14 protein-coding genes and 1 pseudogene are annotated in these 15,185 nt (G+C 66.7%); 8 read left to right on the forward strand and 7 right to left on the reverse strand.

Annotated elements, in window-relative coordinates:
- Positions 1-494 precede the first annotated feature (494 nt).
- Positions 495-992 (forward strand): BON domain-containing protein, encoded by a 498-nt coding sequence (locus EER30_RS45270; RefSeq protein ID WP_240670735.1) that lies wholly within the window; start codon positions 495-497, stop codon positions 990-992.
- 153 nt (positions 993-1,145) lie between these two features.
- Here the strand turns inward: EER30_RS45270 and nhaA are convergent, their stop codons facing one another.
- The 5 genes from nhaA to EER30_RS45295 all read right to left on the reverse strand — a co-directional run bounded on the left by nhaA (position 1,146) and on the right by EER30_RS45295 (position 7,724).
- A complete protein-coding gene (gene nhaA, locus EER30_RS45275; RefSeq protein WP_127509096.1) occupies positions 1,146-2,468 on the reverse strand; it encodes a Na+/H+ antiporter NhaA in 1,323 nt (440 codons plus the stop codon).
- Between the two features lie 301 nt (positions 2,469-2,769).
- Positions 2,770-3,300 (reverse strand): universal stress protein, encoded by a 531-nt coding sequence (locus EER30_RS45280; protein ID WP_164842765.1) that lies wholly within the window; start codon positions 3,298-3,300, stop codon positions 2,770-2,772.
- Positions 3,301-3,340: 40 nt separating this feature from the next.
- Positions 3,341-4,621, reverse strand: a complete 1,281-nt coding sequence (gene eno / locus EER30_RS45285) for a phosphopyruvate hydratase (RefSeq protein ID WP_127509102.1) — start codon at positions 4,619-4,621, stop codon at positions 3,341-3,343.
- 47 nt (positions 4,622-4,668) lie between these two features.
- Entirely contained in the window at positions 4,669-4,908 is a 240-nt protein-coding gene (locus tag EER30_RS48250) for a CrcB family protein (RefSeq protein ID WP_205650705.1), read from the reverse strand.
- Positions 4,909-4,970: 62 nt separating this feature from the next.
- Complete coding sequence (locus EER30_RS45295) at positions 4,971-7,724, reverse strand: cation-translocating P-type ATPase (RefSeq protein WP_127509105.1); 2,754 nt, start codon at positions 7,722-7,724, stop codon at positions 4,971-4,973.
- 307 nt (positions 7,725-8,031) lie between these two features.
- On the opposite strand from EER30_RS45295, the gene EER30_RS45300 reads away from it, so the two are divergent.
- The gene (locus tag EER30_RS45300; RefSeq protein WP_205650706.1) at positions 8,032-8,913 is read left to right on the forward strand and encodes a universal stress protein; all 882 of its coding nucleotides are present in this window, start codon (positions 8,032-8,034) and stop codon (positions 8,911-8,913) included.
- 69 nt (positions 8,914-8,982) lie between these two features.
- On the opposite strand, the gene EER30_RS45305 is transcribed toward EER30_RS45300, so the two are convergent.
- Positions 8,983-9,651, reverse strand: a complete 669-nt coding sequence (locus EER30_RS45305) for an arsenate reductase ArsC (protein ID WP_127509111.1) — start codon at positions 9,649-9,651, stop codon at positions 8,983-8,985.
- Between the two features lie 444 nt (positions 9,652-10,095).
- Between EER30_RS45305 and EER30_RS45310 the strand changes: the two genes are divergently transcribed.
- The 6 genes from EER30_RS45310 (at position 10,096) to EER30_RS45335 (ending at position 15,000) form a co-directional block, all read left to right on the forward strand.
- Positions 10,096-11,061 carry a PstS family phosphate ABC transporter substrate-binding protein gene (locus EER30_RS45310; protein WP_240670736.1) on the forward strand — a complete coding sequence of 322 codons (966 nt, stop codon included), beginning with the start codon at positions 10,096-10,098 and terminating at the stop codon, positions 11,059-11,061.
- 6 nt (positions 11,062-11,067) lie between these two features.
- The gene (pstC, locus tag EER30_RS45315) at positions 11,068-12,012 is read left to right on the forward strand and encodes a phosphate ABC transporter permease subunit PstC (RefSeq protein WP_240670733.1); all 945 of its coding nucleotides are present in this window, start codon (positions 11,068-11,070) and stop codon (positions 12,010-12,012) included.
- The gene (gene pstA / locus EER30_RS45320) at positions 12,009-12,920 is read left to right on the forward strand and encodes a phosphate ABC transporter permease PstA (protein WP_127509116.1); all 912 of its coding nucleotides are present in this window, start codon (positions 12,009-12,011) and stop codon (positions 12,918-12,920) included. Before pstC ends, pstA begins: the two co-directional genes overlap by 4 nt.
- Before the next feature lie 7 nt (positions 12,921-12,927).
- On the forward strand, positions 12,928-13,803 hold the full coding sequence (pstB, locus tag EER30_RS45325) for a phosphate ABC transporter ATP-binding protein PstB (RefSeq protein WP_127509119.1): 876 nt from the start codon (positions 12,928-12,930) through the stop codon (positions 13,801-13,803).
- Position 13,804: 1 nt separating this feature from the next.
- On the forward strand, positions 13,805-14,566 hold the full coding sequence (locus EER30_RS45330; RefSeq protein ID WP_127509122.1) for a winged helix-turn-helix transcriptional regulator: 762 nt from the start codon (positions 13,805-13,807) through the stop codon (positions 14,564-14,566).
- A 68-nt stretch (positions 14,567-14,634) separates the two neighbouring features.
- Entirely contained in the window at positions 14,635-15,000 is a 366-nt protein-coding gene (locus EER30_RS45335) for an ArsR/SmtB family transcription factor (protein WP_127509125.1), read from the forward strand.
- Positions 15,001-15,054: 54 nt separating this feature from the next.
- Here the strand turns inward: EER30_RS45335 and EER30_RS45340 are convergent.
- Positions 15,055-15,185: pseudogene (locus EER30_RS45340) on the reverse strand (thioredoxin-disulfide reductase); the annotation flags it as partial.

Below are 15,185 nucleotides of genomic sequence, written 5' to 3' on the forward strand. Positions count from 1 at the left end.
TTTGCTGCATTGAATGTGATCGTCGCCTGAGCTGTCACGAAACCGTCATGTTTCCGTGCTGAGCCCCACATCAAACTAGAATAGGTTCTACCCTGCGCATACATCGGATCCGCCAAATGAGGCCGACGGGCTGCAAGGTGTTATGCCGATGTGGGGAGAGGTGGGTGCTGCGGCTTCTCGGCTGAATCCGGGATCCGGGAACCTGGGCTCGGCAAGAGGTTGGAGCGGTGCTGATCGGCGATCTTGATCGTAACGAGCCCGGCGTTGCCGACTCCGCCGCCGAACTGGCCTCAGCAGTCAGTCTCACCGCCGCGGATACGTCGTCATGAAATTGTCGTCGTTCCGTGTGATGGTCGTCGGCCGGCAATGGCAGCGTGGGCGATGTCGCTGTCCGAGTGAAGGGACGGATCATCATGGCGAGATGGCCTTGGCCGGACGGTGACCCGGAGTCCCGTGGCGGAAAGCCGGTCCCGCCGTCCTGGTCGGTGGACGAGATGCTGAGCCGGCATGTCTTTCAACGATTGAATGCCGATGGCTCACGCTGCTTCGGTCAGGTCGCCGTCGGGGCGCAGAACGGTGTCGCTCTGCTGTCCGGCGTTGTGGAGTCATACACGCACCGAGAGATCGCCGGGCAGGTGGCGCGTGAGACTCAAGGGATTCGAGACGTGTGCAACATGCTGTCTGTGGCGTCGCCGGACGATCGGCCGGCCGACGCAGGCACCCAGGAAGAGCCCCTCGGCCCGACGTGCGAGCAGCGATCAATCGGTGCTGGCGAGACGGCTGGGGACGCGTCGGCATCTGGCCACCCCAGTCGGCAGTCGGCGCGACGGCAGACAGCGGCCGGAGCCCGACTCGTGGTCGGCATCGCGATCTGCTGGTGGCTTCTGTGTCTCCTCCTCGTGACGATGGGAACGATCGGCATCGTGATCTGGTGTCTGGCCATGGCGATCACCCTGTCCGCCCGCGCGTCACGAGGTAGCCGCGGTCGATGACCGAATCGCTCCACCCGCGCAGAAGATCACCTGAAAACGCGGACGGCGTACCTACCTTCGGCACCCCGCGCGGCTGGCACGACGCTGGTCGCGCCCCCGGCGAGTAACGCCTGCCGGCGGGCAAGGCCCTTGACCGCATTGCGCCGGACGCGGTCAAGGGTCTTGCCGTCGAGGTTCCCGGTAGATGTCGGGGCAGCCGTCGCCGTCGGAGTCGGCGCTCGCCCTTTCGTGCAAGCGCCGATAGACCTTGTTACGGCGACTGAGCACGGCCGCGGCGAGGGCGGCGGCGATGACCGAGCCGGCGACGACGGCAACTTTGGCGGCCGAATCGCGTTCGGTGCCGGTGCCGTAGGCGAGTTCGCCGATGAGGAGGCTGACGGTGAAGCCGATTCCCGCCAGCAGCGAGACACCGAGCAGATCGGTCCACGTCAGTTCGTCGTCGAGTTCGGCGCGGGTAAAGCGAGCCATGAGGTAGGACGAGCCGAGAATGCCGATCACCTTGCCCAGCACCAGGCCGGCGACAATGCCGAGAACGATCGGGTCGGTGGCGATCACGCCGAGGTCGGTGCCGCGCAGCGAGACCCCAGCGGCGAAAAACGCGAAGACCGGTACGGCGATGCCCGCGGAAATCGGCCGCCACAGGTGCTCGAATTTCTCTGCCATGCCGTGTTCGGCACCTTTACGGGGGAGCACCGGAACCGTGAAGCCGAGCAGCACCCCGGCGATGGTGGCGTGCACACCGGACGCATGCATGAGCGTCCACGCCGTCACGGCGAGCGGGACGAGCGCCCACCACCAGGTCTTGCCGCGCTGCACCAGCAGGGCGAACGCGGTGATCGGCAGCAGCGAGCCGAGCAGGAGCAGCAGGTTGAAGTCGTCGGTGTAGAAGATCGCGATGATGGTGATCGCGAAGAGATCGTCCACCACGGCCAGAGTCAGGAGGAAGGCGCGCAGTCCCAGCGGCAGGTGTGATCCGATCACCGCGAGCACGGCCAGCGCGAAAGCGATGTCGGTGGCAGTGGGAGCCGCCCAGCCCTGCAACGCGGCGCTGTCGCCCAAATTGAAGAGTACGAAGATCAGAGCTGGTACGGCCATCCCGCCGATCGCGGCGACAATGGGCAGGGCGGCCTGGCGCGGGTTACGCAGCTCCCCGGCGACGAATTCACGTTTCAGTTCCAGGCCCACCACGAAGAAGAAGATGGCCAGGAGGCCGTCACCGGCCCAGTGCGCCAGGTCGAGGTCGAGGTGCAGGTCTTTGCTGTCCGGCCAGGGCACGAAACGTCTGAGCTGATCGTAGGTGTCGTTCCAGGGCGTGTTGGCCCAGACGAGGGCGAGAATCGCGCCGAGCAGAAGCAAGGCGCCGCCGACCGTCTCCATCCGCAACGCCTCGGCCAAGAATTTGGCCTCACGCCAGGACGACAGCCGGAACAATCGATGCCGCGGCGCAGCCTGCTTCGAGTCGAAATGGTCGGCCACAAGCGCGTCCCTCCGCAGAAGTCGGTCGTTGTGACTCCATTGCCAATAGCGGAGAGGTCAAACACGTATCGCCGACCGACCCGGGTCCGGTGAGAACGACTCGACCACCAAGCACCTCTATAAACCCGCCAACGGGCGGCTCCTGCTGAACGCGTCGTCAACCCGGTGGAGCCGGGCATCGACGATGCCGGTGGCTGCGCCGGGACGATCCTGCTGCGCGGCTGTGAGGTCCTCGAGTACGTCTGTGCGACCTCCACCACGGGCGGCCCAACTTGCTACCACCGCCTGGAACCGGGCCGACTCAAGGCATTGAGCTGACCGGGCGATGCCGGCTTGTGTTCTGGTGGGCGTTACCGCGGGTTCGGTCGTCGCCGTGCTCGGGGACGATGAGTACGGGGCGGTGGCCGGTGCGGAGCAGGGCGTGGCTGACGGAACGTTCGAGCAGTCGGCTGAGGATCGCGGCGCTACCTTCTCCCCGGGTTCCGATGATGATCATGAGAGCGTTGTGTTCGTCGCACAGGGCGGTGATCAGCCGGGTGGGATCCATGTGCTCGAGGTGGTAGGTCCACGGGGTGGCGAGGTCGGCCAGAAGGGTGTGTACCTGATCGCGCTCGGCGTTCCAGGTCGCCTCGGCCTGGGCTTCCCAGTCGGCGGAGTCGGGGTCGATGGGGTAGTCGCGCAGATTGGCGGCGTGCACGACGTGCAGGTGGGCCGCGCTCATACGCCTGGCCAGGTCGGCGGCCACGCGCAGGGCCGCCTGACTGGAGGGGGCCTGGTCGTAGCCCATGACCAGGACAGGGCCCTGGTCCGGGTTCACATCGCTGTGGTCCATTGTTCTCATCCTGTTTTTGCCGGGTGTCGTGGCTGAGGAGTCAGCGCAGGCCGAACGGAAGCGCGGGGTGGCGGTCGGCGATCTCGAGCAGGCGGTTGTATTTGGCGATGCGTTCGCCACGGGCGGGGGCACCGGTTTTGAGTTGGCCGCAGCCGGAGGCGACGGCGAGGTCGGCGATGAAGGTGTCCTCGGTCTCCCCGGAGCGGTGCGAGACCATCGCGGCGTAGCCGTTGTCGCGGCAGATCCGCAGGGCGTCGAGGGTTTCGGTGACGGTGCCGATCTGGTTGACCTTGATCAGCGCGGCGGTGGCGATGTTCTTGGCGATGGCGTCGGTGATGATGGCCGGGTTGGTGACGAAGTTGTCGTCCCCGACCAGTTGGATCCGGGCGCCGAGACGCTGGGTGAGTTCAATCCAGCCGTTCTCGTCGTTTTCGGCCAGACCGTCCTCGATGCTCCAGATCGGGAAGTCGACTGCCAGGTGCTCGTACCAGGTGATCATCTCGGTGCTGCTCAGGGTCTGCCCAGCGGCATGGTAGGCGCCGTCGCGGTAGAACTCGCTGGCGGCCGGGTCGAGGGCGATCGCGATGCCGTCACGTCCAGGGGTGTATCCAGCACTGGTGATGGCTTCCACGATCAGGGCCAGGACATCCTCGGGGCGGGTGATGTCCGGAGCGAAGCCACCTTCGTCGCCCAGGCCGGTGGCGTAGCCCTTGTCATGCAGCAATCGCTTCAACGCGGCGTAGGTCTCGGCCCCGGCGCGGATGGCTTCGGGCAGGCTGGGTGCGCCGATCGGGGCGAGCATGAACTCCTGGAAGTCGAGGTCATTGGGAGCGTGGGCGCCGCCGTTGACCACGTTGAAGTGCGGGATCGGCAGTCGGGCAGCGACCCCGGCAGGGGTCAGGTGCTGCCACAGCTCGACGCCGGTGCCGGTGGCCAGTGCTCGAGCCGTGGCGATCGAGACACCGACAATGGCGTTCGCGCCCAGGCGCGACTTGTTCGCGGTTCCGTCCAGGGCGATCAGGGCGGCATCCACGTCGGCCAGGGTGTCGAAGGAACGGCCGCCGAGGGCAGCGAGGATCTCGCCGTTGATGTTGGTGACGGCGGTGAGCACACCCAGGCCGCCGTACCGGGCCGAGTCGTGGTCACGCAGCTCGACGGCTTCCCCGGAGCCGGTGGAGGCGCCGGAAGGCACTCCGGCGCGGGCGGTGCTCCCGTCGGCGAAAGTCACTGAGACCGACAGCGTGGGGCGGGAGCGGGAGTCGAGGATCTCCACCGCGTGCACATCGGTCACCTCGAACGGTGCGCATTGCGCGCTACTCATGGGTACTTTCCTTCGCGATAGTTATGACATCGGTGGAATATCGGGATTCAGGCCCGACGCTGAAGGCCTGCCTTCAGGCATCGTCCATCGACGGGAGGGCCCGCCAGAAGAGTCGTTGGTCCCCAATCGGCCCGCTGCTGGTTCGACTGTTCTTCCGACAGCATCTCCACCAGATTGCCCAGGATGAACGCGCCGATGATGTTGACGCTGAACGTCGCAATCGGCCAGTGCCCCGCCGGGACCGCCAAGCGGGTCGCCGCGAGGACACGGACGCCGGTGCCGGCCATCCCCCGACCGTTCATGCATCCTCAAGCGCGGCGCTGGGTGAGCCAGAATGTGGTCCAGTGGCTCAGCCCCCTGCAGGTCCCGAATTCATAGGTGACCGCCGGCGTGCGCGCAGCACCGCTTTGAGCAGTTCGCCGGTGATCAGGATGGTGGAGCCGACCGCGGTGCAGGTGAGCCACTGCCCGGGTGTCAGGTCGGTGGTGGCGAACAGGCCGTGCGCCACATCTGTCTGCACGATGAGCGCAAGCAGTGCTACGACGATGCCGGTGGCGACGAACGCGGATCGATTGTGCAGCGTTTCACGACTGAAGACGCTGCGAATGTCTGAGCGGACGTTGAGCAGATTGAAGGCCTGGAACAGCACGAAGGTCACGAACGCCATGGTGCCGGCCACAGTGGCCTGGCGGTGGTCGGGTGCGGGGCCGGGGGCCCAGATGAGCACGGCCAGGGTGCCGCCGGCCATGACGGCGCTGGCGAGCAGGATGCGCAGCAGTCGTTGCCGGTTGAGGATGTGCTCGTTCCTGCGGCGTGGGGGATGGCTCATGGCGTCGGCGCTGACCGGATCGACGCCGAGCGACATCGCGGGCGGCCCGTCCATGACCAGGTTGACGAAGAGGATCTGCAGCGCGGTGAACGGTGCGCCGCCGGCAATGCCGGTCAGCGAGGCGATCAGGAAGGTCAGGACGAAGCCGAGGGCGGTGGAGACCTGGAAGCGGGTGAAGTTGACGATGTTGGCGTACACGCCGCGGCCCTCGCGCACGGCGGACACGATGGTGGCGAAGTTGTCGTCGGTCAGGACCATCGAGGCGGCTTCCTTGGTCACCTCCGTCCCGGTCTTGCCCATCGCCACCCCGATGTCGGCCTTTCGCAGGGCGGGAGCGTCGTTGACACCGTCGCCAGTCATCGCGGTCACTTCGCCGTGTTGCTGCAACGCGCTGACGATCCGGATCTTGTGGGTGGGGGATACCCGGGCGACGACGCCGACGTCGGCCAGCTCGTGGGCGAGGTTGTCGTCACTGATGGTGTCCAGGTGGGCGCCGGTGACAGCCCGTCCCGGGATGCCGATCTCGGCGGCGATGGCGGCGGCGGTAACGGCGTGGTCGCCGGTGAGCATCCGAACCCGGATGCCGGCGTCGCGGCATTCCTGGATGGCTTGCCGGGCTTCCGGGCGTGGTGGATCGACGATGCCGACGAGCGCGAGCAGCACCAGCCGATCGAGCATCTCCTTGGGGTCCTGCTGGGGTCTGAAGTCGTCGGCGGAAAAGTCCTGCATGGCGACGGCCATCACCCGCCTACCGTTGGCGGCCACGTCAGCGTTCGCCCGGTGGTGGCGTTGGCGGGTGGCGTCGTCGAGCTGCATGACGCGGCCGCGTTCGCCGAAGTAGCGGTCGGCTCGCGCGGCGAGCACGTCTGGAGCGCCTTTGACGAAGCAGCGGACGATTTTGCGGCCCTGTTCGTCGGTCCAATCATGGAAGGTGGCCATGAACTTGTAGTCGGAGTCGAAGGGGACATCGAGCAGGCGGGGGTGCTGTCTGCGTAGCGCGTCGACGTCGATGCCGCCCTTCTCGGCCAGCACGATCAGCGCTCCCTCGGTCGGGTCGCCGACGACGTCGCCGTCTCGCAGTACGGCGTCGCTGCACAGGGCCATGGGCACCAGAGCCTGCTCGAGCGGGACGGACACGTCTGCGTCGGTGGTCTCGATCCGCCCGTCGGTGGCGTATCCCTCGCCGGAGACGGCGAATCGCCGTCCCGCCATCAGCAGTTCCCGGGCGGTCATCTGGTTGAGCGTCAGGGTGCCGGTCTTGTCGGTGCAGATCTGGGTGGTGCTGCCGAGCGTCTCCACCGAAGCCAGCTTCTTGACGATCGCTCCGCGTTTGGCCAGCCGTCCGGTGCCCATGGCCAGCGTGAACGCCACCACGGCGGGCAGCCCTTCCGGGATGGCGGCCACGGCGAGGGAGACTGCGGTGATGAACAGGTCGCCGAACTGCTGTCCACGAAGCAGGCCGATGGCGAAGACGACGACGATGACGCCTCCGGCGATGAATGCCAGGGTGCGGCTGAGGGCGTCGATCTGCTGCTGCAACGGTGTCGCACCCGGCTTCGCCTGGTGCAGCATGCCGGCGATCCGGCCTGTCTCGGTCCGCATGCCCGTCGCCGTGACCAGCACCTCACCGTGGCCTCGGGTGACGGCGGTGTTCATGTAGACGGCGTTCGCCCGGTCACCCAACGGGGCGTCCTTGTCGACCTCCGCTGCTGCAGACTTGGCTGTCGGCAGTGCCTCCCCGGTCAGCATCGACTCCTGGATCTCCAGCGAGGTCGCCGACAACAACCGGCCGTCCGCGGGCACCCGGTCGCCGGCTTCCACAATCACCACGTCACCGGGTACCAACTTGCCGGCGTCCAGCCGCACGAGCCGCCCGTCGCGGCGTACGGTTGCGGTGGTCACGCTCAACCGGCGTAACGCGTCCAGCGACGCTTCGGCCTTCGATTCCTGCACGAAGCCGATCGTCGCGTTCAGCAACACGACGACGGCGATCGCGATGGGGGTCTCCCACTCCCGGCTCACCACGAGGGACACCACTGCGGCGCTCAACAGGATGATGATCAGCAGGTCCTGAAACTGCCGGAGGAACGCGCGCCAACGCGGCTCCTTCGGTGCCTCGGCCAATTGATTGGGGCCGCATCGCTGCAGCCGGAACCGGCTCTCGACCGTCGACAGCCCCTCCGTCGGCTCAACATCCAAATCGCGCAGGAGTTCAGCCGCCGAACGCGCGTGCCATGCGATCGAGACGATCGACTCAGGGGCATCAGCGGACATCTCGGCTCCGTTCGGACCGTCTGGACTCCGGACTTGACCACGGCCCTCGCGAGCTTGGGTCAACCGTACGGTCGTTCCCGGGTCCGAGTGAGGTTCTGCCGAGCGTCGTCGCCTCGTCATACCACCATTTAATGATTCAGTCCGCTACGATCCGTAACATTCTGCCCGGTACGATCAGAATGTTCGCCGTTTTCCGCCATGCCCCGGCGTCCAGCGTGGGGTAGGTCCGACGACTGCACCTGTACGCATGCTCCAAGTGATGCGGCAACTGCGTCATGACCATCCAGCGACGGAAGGGTGGTGCCTGGTGAACGGATCAGAACTTCGGCGCGTGCTGGTGGCCTACGACGGATCCCCGTCCGCCATCGCCGCGATCGAGACCGGTGCACAGCTGTTCCCGGACGTCCACGCGTGGATCGCGCATCTGTGGACTGCTCCGTTCGCCAACGAGGAACTCCGGCGACGACTGTGGGCCGCCAGCCGTGATCTGGACACGCTCGTGGCAGCGATCGAGCGAGAGGGCGAGCAGGAAGCTGCTCGGCTCGTATCAGTGGGCGTCAAGCTGGCCCGAGCCGCCGGGTGGGACAGCGAACCCCTGATCCGGCGAGCCTATGGTGGAGAAGGTCTCCATCTGGCCCAGCTCGCCGGCGAGGTACAGGCGGACTTGCTGGTTGTCGGTTCGAGAGGCCTCGGCGGTGCCCGAGCGTTGCTCGGCAGCGTGTCGGACGTGGCCGTGCACTACAGCACGCGACCCGTTCTGGTGGTCCCGCAGCCGCTGTTGACCGACGAGTACGCAGCGATTCCGGACGGGCCGGTCGTCGTCGGCTGGGACGCCTCAACGGGTGCCGACGCCGCGTTCTCCGCGGCCCGGGACCTGCTACCCACCCGCGACCTGTTGCTTGTTTCAGTCGGGGACTCCATCTCCGGTCAGGCGGCCGCGCCGGAATTCGAAGCCATCAACCAGACTGTCACCGTGCTCAACGTGGAAAGTGAGCACGGCACCCGTGGCCGCGCCGTGGCGGACGCCCTGTCGGCTTGCGCCCGCGAGCACAAGGCCGCAGCCGTCGTTGTGGGTTCACGGGGACGCTCGGTCGTTACCGAGATCGTACTGGGCAGCGTTGCCATGTCGACTCTGCACAACGCCCACCGGCCCGTACTGGTGATCCCGCCGCCCTCGCGGAAGGCCTGAGCAGAAGCTCCAGGGTGAAGGGTGGTCGTGCCTGCGATCGAGTGCCGCCGATAGCGAGCAGACGCATGGTCACTTCTGTGCTCCGGCGGTTTCGAGCTGATCGAGCAGGACGCGGACGCGACGTTCGAGATCGTCGCGGATCGGGCGGACCGCGTCGACGTCGAGGCCGGCCGGGTCGTCGAGGTCCCAGTTCTCGTAGCGGGTGCCGGGGAAGACCGGGCAGGCGTCGCCGCAGCCCATCGTGATGACGACGTCGGCGGCACGGACGACCTCGTCGGTCCACGGCTTCGGGTAATCGCCGGTGATGTCGATGCCCCGCTCGGCCATGGCGGCAATCGCGGCCGGGTTGATCTCGCGGCCGGGCTCGGAGCCGCCGGACCAGGCGATGGCCCGATCGCCGGCGAGCCGGGTGAAGAACCCGAGAGCCATTTGGGAGCGGCCGGCGTTGTGGGTGCACAGGAACAGCACGACCGGTTTGCCGTCGCGGTGGTGTCCCTCGACGCGGGCGAGTGCTTGCAGGCGTTGGCGGGCGAAGCGTTCGGCGAGCAGGGGCAGGAAGTTCGGCACGCAGCTGATGGTCGCGAACTGGTCGTAGCTGCTGTGCAGGAACCGCTCGATCGTCTCCGCGCCGTAGATCCCGTCGAATTCGCGGCCGAGGTTGCCCGCGGCGGTCCGCAGGGCGACCTGCTGGTCGATGGACAGGTCACGGTGCTCGTAAGGCAGGACGAAGTCGGTCATCGCTGATCTCCGTAGTGACGGGGGGAGCGGCTGGCGGCCGCCCGTCCATTACATGCCTCAGCAGAGATTGAGTCAACATTCACTGCACTTAAGTTTGCCTCCGTCGATCGGCGGGGGTTGCGTCCCTGGATAACTTTCAGCAATGCTTGACTCAACATATGCTGACGGATGTCGAGGGGCGGATGCCTCGAGCCGGAGTCGCTCGGGCGCCCACCTGGGCCCCGAAGAATGAACTGAGAATGAACGTACGGCGTCGTCAAGTGAAGTTGCTTGTGCTCTGAGCTGGGAAAATAAAGAGTTGTTTATGTTCACCATCCGTTCATCTATCAGATGGATCCGGCTCACATAAGCCGTCTTTTATGAGCGGCGTCGGCGGTCGTCGCCGACTTCATGGCACCGCCCGGCAGCCCCGGTTGCCGGCCTGTTCGCAGAGGACTGAACGTGATCAAAACGGTGCGCGGGCGCTGGAGCGCCCTGACTACCGCGCTGATCCTGACGGCGGCCCTCACCGCCTGCGGCAGCGACAACCCATCGACCGAAAACGGCGGTGACGCCGCCGAACAACTTTCCGGAGAGGTCAAGGTCGACGGCTCCAGCACCGTCGGTCCGCTGAGCAAGGCCGCGGCCGATCTCTACGCCGAGGAGCAGGCGAAGGTCAACGTCACGGTCGGCACGTCCGGCACCGGCGGCGGGTTCAAGAAGTTCTGCGTCGGCGAGACGGACATCTCCGACGCCTCCCGGCCGATCAAAGCCACCGAGAAGGCCGAGTGCGAGGCGAAGGGCGTCAAGTACGCCGAGCTGATAGTCGCCAACGACGCCCTGTCGGTGGTCGTCAACCAGGACAACACCTGGGCCGACTGCCTCACCGTTGCTCAGCTCAAGAAGATCTGGGAACCGAAGTCGAAGGTCACCAACTGGAACCAGGTCGACCCGTCGTTCCCGAGCGAGCCGATGAAGTTGTTCGGCGCCGGCACCGACTCGGGCACGTTCGACTACTTCACCGCGGAGATCAACGGCGAGGAAGGCGCCAGCCGCACCGACTACACCCCGACCGAGGACGACAACGTCACCGTGCAGGGCGTCACCGGTTCCAAGGGCGGTCTGGGCTACTTCGGTTTCACCTACTACGAGGAGAACGCCGACAAGCTCAAACTCCTCAAGATCGACGGCGGCGGCGGATGCGTCGAGCCGAGCGTCGCCGCGGCGCAGGACGGCAGCTACAAGCCGCTGTCGCGGCCGCTGTTCATCTACGTCTCCGGCACGGCCCTGGCCAAGCCCCAGGTGAAGGACTTCGTCGACTACTACATCGAGCACATCGACGAGGTGGTCAAGGAGGCGAAGTACGTGCCGTTGACCGCCCAGCAGAAGACGACCCTCGCCTCCGAGTTCGCTGCCCTGCAGAAGAGCTGATCGGCAGTGGCCGCGGACATCACCCGCCCGGACGTCCCCGCCGCCGGTGTGCGGCGGGGACGTTCCCGCCCGGGCGAGCGCATCATCGAAACCCTGCTCGTCGTCGCCGCGGTCGTGTCGGTCGCGACCACGATCGGCATCATGGCGTCGCTGTTCATTCCGACGGTCGAGTTCTTCGGACAGGTCAGCATTGTCGAGTTCTTCACCAAGACGATGTGGACACCACTGTTCGCGGACAAGCACTACGGTGTGCTGCCGCTGCTGGTCGCCACCCTGTGGGTCACGGCGATCGCTATTGTCATCGCGGTGCCGCTGGGTATCGGCGCCGCCATCTACCTGTCCGAGTACGCCCGGCCCGGGACCCGCAAGGTCCTGAAACCGGTCCTGGAGATCCTCGCCGGTATCCCCACCGTGGTGTACGGCTTCTTCGCCTTGACGTTCCTCAATCCGGTCCTCATCGACTGGTGGCCCACGGCGAACAAGCCCGAGTTCCAGAACCTGTTGGTCGCCGGGATCGCCATGGGCATCATGATCGTCCCCACCGTCGCGAGCCTCTCCGAGGACGCGATGAGCGCCGTCCCGCGCTCCCTGCGCGAAGGTGCCTACGCGCTCGCCTCCACCAAGATGCAGGTCTCCACCCGCGTCGTCGTTCCCGCCGCGCTGTCCGGCATCGTCGCCGCGATCGTGCTCGGCTTCTCCCGCGCCCTCGGCGAAACCCTGATCGTCACCATCGCCGCCGGCCTCAAGACCGCCGACGTGCCGACCTCGCCGATCCAGGGTGCGGCCACGATGACGAGCTACATCGCCGGCGCCGGCCAGGGCGACCTTCCGGTGGATTCGCTGGAGTATTTGACGATCTTCGCGGTCGGCGCCACGTTGTTCGTCTTCACGTTCGGGCTCAACGCCCTGTCCATCCGCCTGGTGCGTAAGTTCCGCGAGGTGTACGAATGACCGCCGCTGCCGCCGCCCGCGAAGCCGTCATCGCGCCGCCGCCATCGCTGACCCAGCGCCGGATCCGGCCCGGCGAGCTCCTCTTCCGGCTTGCCCTGCAGTTCTGTCTACTGGTCGCGTTCGCGTTCCTGGTGGCGCTGATCGTCTTCGCCGTCTACAAGGGCTGGAACCGCCTCGACGCCCGGCTGTGGCAGAACATGCCCACTGGCCGGGCCTCCCGGGTCGAGGCCGCGGGCGTGCAGTCGGCGATCACCGGCACGCTATGGGTCATCGCTCTGACCGCGCTGATCAGCCTGCCTACCGGCATCGCCTCGGCGATTTACCTGGAGGAGTACGCCGACAACACCCGGTGGTACAACCGGCTGCTGGAACTCAACATCCAGAACCTCGCCGGCGTGCCGTCGATCGTCTTCGGCATCCTCGGCCTCGGCCTCATCGCCCGGGTGATCGGCCTTGGTTTCACCGTCATCACCGCCGCGGTCGTCCTGTCACTGCTCGTGCTTCCCACCGTCATCATCGCCAGCCGCGAAGCCCTGCGCGCGGTACCGCAGTCGATCCGGCAGGCCTCGTACGCCCTCGGCGCCACCCGCTGGCAGACCACTTCCCGGCAGGTCCTCCCGGCGGCGATCCCCGGCATGGCCACCGGCGCCATCCTCGCGCTGTCGCGAGCACTGGGCGAAGCCGCCCCGCTGATCCTGCTCGGCGCGGTCACCTTCATCCGCTTCAACCCCGACAGCCTGCTGTCCACCTACACCACCCTGCCGATCCAGATCTACAACCTGATCAAGGAACCGCAGGCCGAGTTCCAGGAACTCGCCGCCGCCGCCATCGTGCTGCTGCTGGTCATCCTGCTGCTGATGAACTCCGTCGCCATCGTCATCCGCAACAAGTTCCAGAAGCGCTGGTGAGCACGCCATGACCCCCTCCGACCCGAAGGACGCCGCCATGACCCACCCGGCTCCGCCCTTGATCACCACATCCGTACGCCTGTCCGCGGACGACGGCGTTGCTCATGAGCCCGTGCTGACCCTCAAGGACATCTCCGTGTTCTACGGCGGCTACGAGGCGGTCCGCGGCGTGGACATGGACATGGCCGGCAACCAGATCACCGCGCTGATCGGCCCGTCCGGCTGCGGCAAGTCCACAGTGCTGCGATCCCTCAACCGGATGAACGACCTGATCCCCGGCGCCCGGGTCGCCGGCACCATCAGCTACCACGGCCAAAATCTGTACGCCCGCGAAGTCGACCCTATCGAGTTGCGCCGCCGCATCGGCATGGTCTTCCAGAAACCCAACCCGTTCCCCAAATCGATCTACGACAACATCGCGTACGGTCCCCGGGTCACCGGCATGAAGGTGACCAGCATGAACGACCTCGTCGAGCAGGCGCTGCGCGACGCCGCGCTGTGGGACGAGGTCAAGGACAAGCTCAAGCAGTCCGCGCTCGCCCTGTCCGGCGGACAGCAGCAGCGCCTGTGCATCGCCCGCACGATCGCCGTACGGCCCGAGGTGATCCTCATGGATGAGCCTTGCTCGGCCCTCGACCCGATCGCCACCGGCAAGATCGAAGACCTGATGATCAACCTCGCCGCCGACTACACGATCGTGATCGTCACCCACAACATGCAGCAAGCCGCCCGCGTCTCGCACCGCACGGCCTTCTTCACCGCGGAGGTCGACGAAGCCGGCGTACGCCACGGGAGGCTCGTCGAGTACGAGGACACCAACAAGCTGTTCACCAACCCCAACCACAAACGCACCGAGGACTACATCACCGGCCGATTCGGCTGAGATGCATAACTCGTACGCGGTGAAGGCCACGATGCCGACCGAGCCGATCAATCCCCCCGAGTGCCGGCCGACTGCCCACGTCAACCGCACCCGGTTTCTGCTGATCATCCTCGACCCCGACGAGGAAGCTGGCGAACAGCTCGTCGAAGCACTGCACGAACGTCAGGTCGACGCGATCGCCATGACGGATCCCGCTGAGGCTCTCCTGGAGGTCGGTGCGCTGCTGCCGGATGCTGTGCTGACCGCCGCCCGCGTCCCCCCGATGACCGGGGCGGCGATCGCCCGCGCTCTCTACGCCAAAGCCTGCATCCCGACGCTGGTGGCCGTCGGCCCGGACGACGGCGACGAGGTCGCCCGCGCCCTTGCCGCGGGCGCTCGCGCCTGCGTCTCCCGCCCCTACCGAACCGCCGACATCCTGCACCTGCTCCAGTCGATCTCTCCAGAGACCGCCACCGAGTTCCAAGCCGCCATCGAGGTGGGGGCGCTGCGGCTGGATCCCGCAAAGTTCGAGGTGTGCCTGCACGGCGAACCGATCGCGATGCCGCTGCGCGAGTTCCAGCTCCTGCAGCTGATGATGCAGAACGCCGGCCGGGTGTTGACCCGCCAGCAGATCCACCAGCTCATCTGGCGCCGCGCGGACGAGTCCTCGAATACCCTCAACGTGCACATCCGCCGCATCCGGGCCCGGCTGGGCGACGACCCCAAGCATCCCAGCATCCTGGTGTCGGTTCGCGGACTCGGCTACCGCCTCGACCCGCCGTGATCCGGCGAACCCCCGTTGTTCACTTTGCCGTCATTCGGCGAGCCGCGGGTGCTTCCTAAGCTTGGATCATGCCCGCCGCCCGATCCCATCCCGAGCCTGCGGACGTCTGCGCCGCGGACCCAGCCGGGCCGCCGCTGGCACGCGCGGACGCCGAACAGATCGCTCGGCTCTTCAAAGCCCTGTCCGACCCGACCCGGTTGCAGATCCTGTCCGTGATCGAAGCCTCGGCCACCGGTGAGGCCTGTGTCTGCGACCTGACCGAGCCGTTCGACATGACACAGCCGGCGATCAGCCACCACCTGCGCGTCCTGGTCGAAGCAGGCCTGCTCAGCCGCGAGAAGCGTGGCAGCTGGGCGTGGTACTCCGTCATCCCGCACCGGCTGGAACTCTTGCACCACCTGCGATTGAGCCCGGCTGCGCTGCGGAGGCCGTAGTACGTATCCAGCAGTGGGCTCTGTTGGATACGTACTCACGGCATGCGGGAGGGATCAGAGTTCGAGGAATGAGGCGATGAAGCGCTCGGCGTCCAGCGCCGCGGCGGTGCCGGTGCCGGCGGCGGTGATCGCCTGCCGGTAGGTGTGGTCGACCAGGTCACCGGCGGCGAACACGCCGGGCAGGT

Source organism: Actinoplanes solisilvae (genome assembly GCF_003999975.1).
GTDB classification, from domain to species: domain Bacteria; phylum Actinomycetota; class Actinomycetes; order Mycobacteriales; family Micromonosporaceae; genus Actinoplanes; species Actinoplanes solisilvae.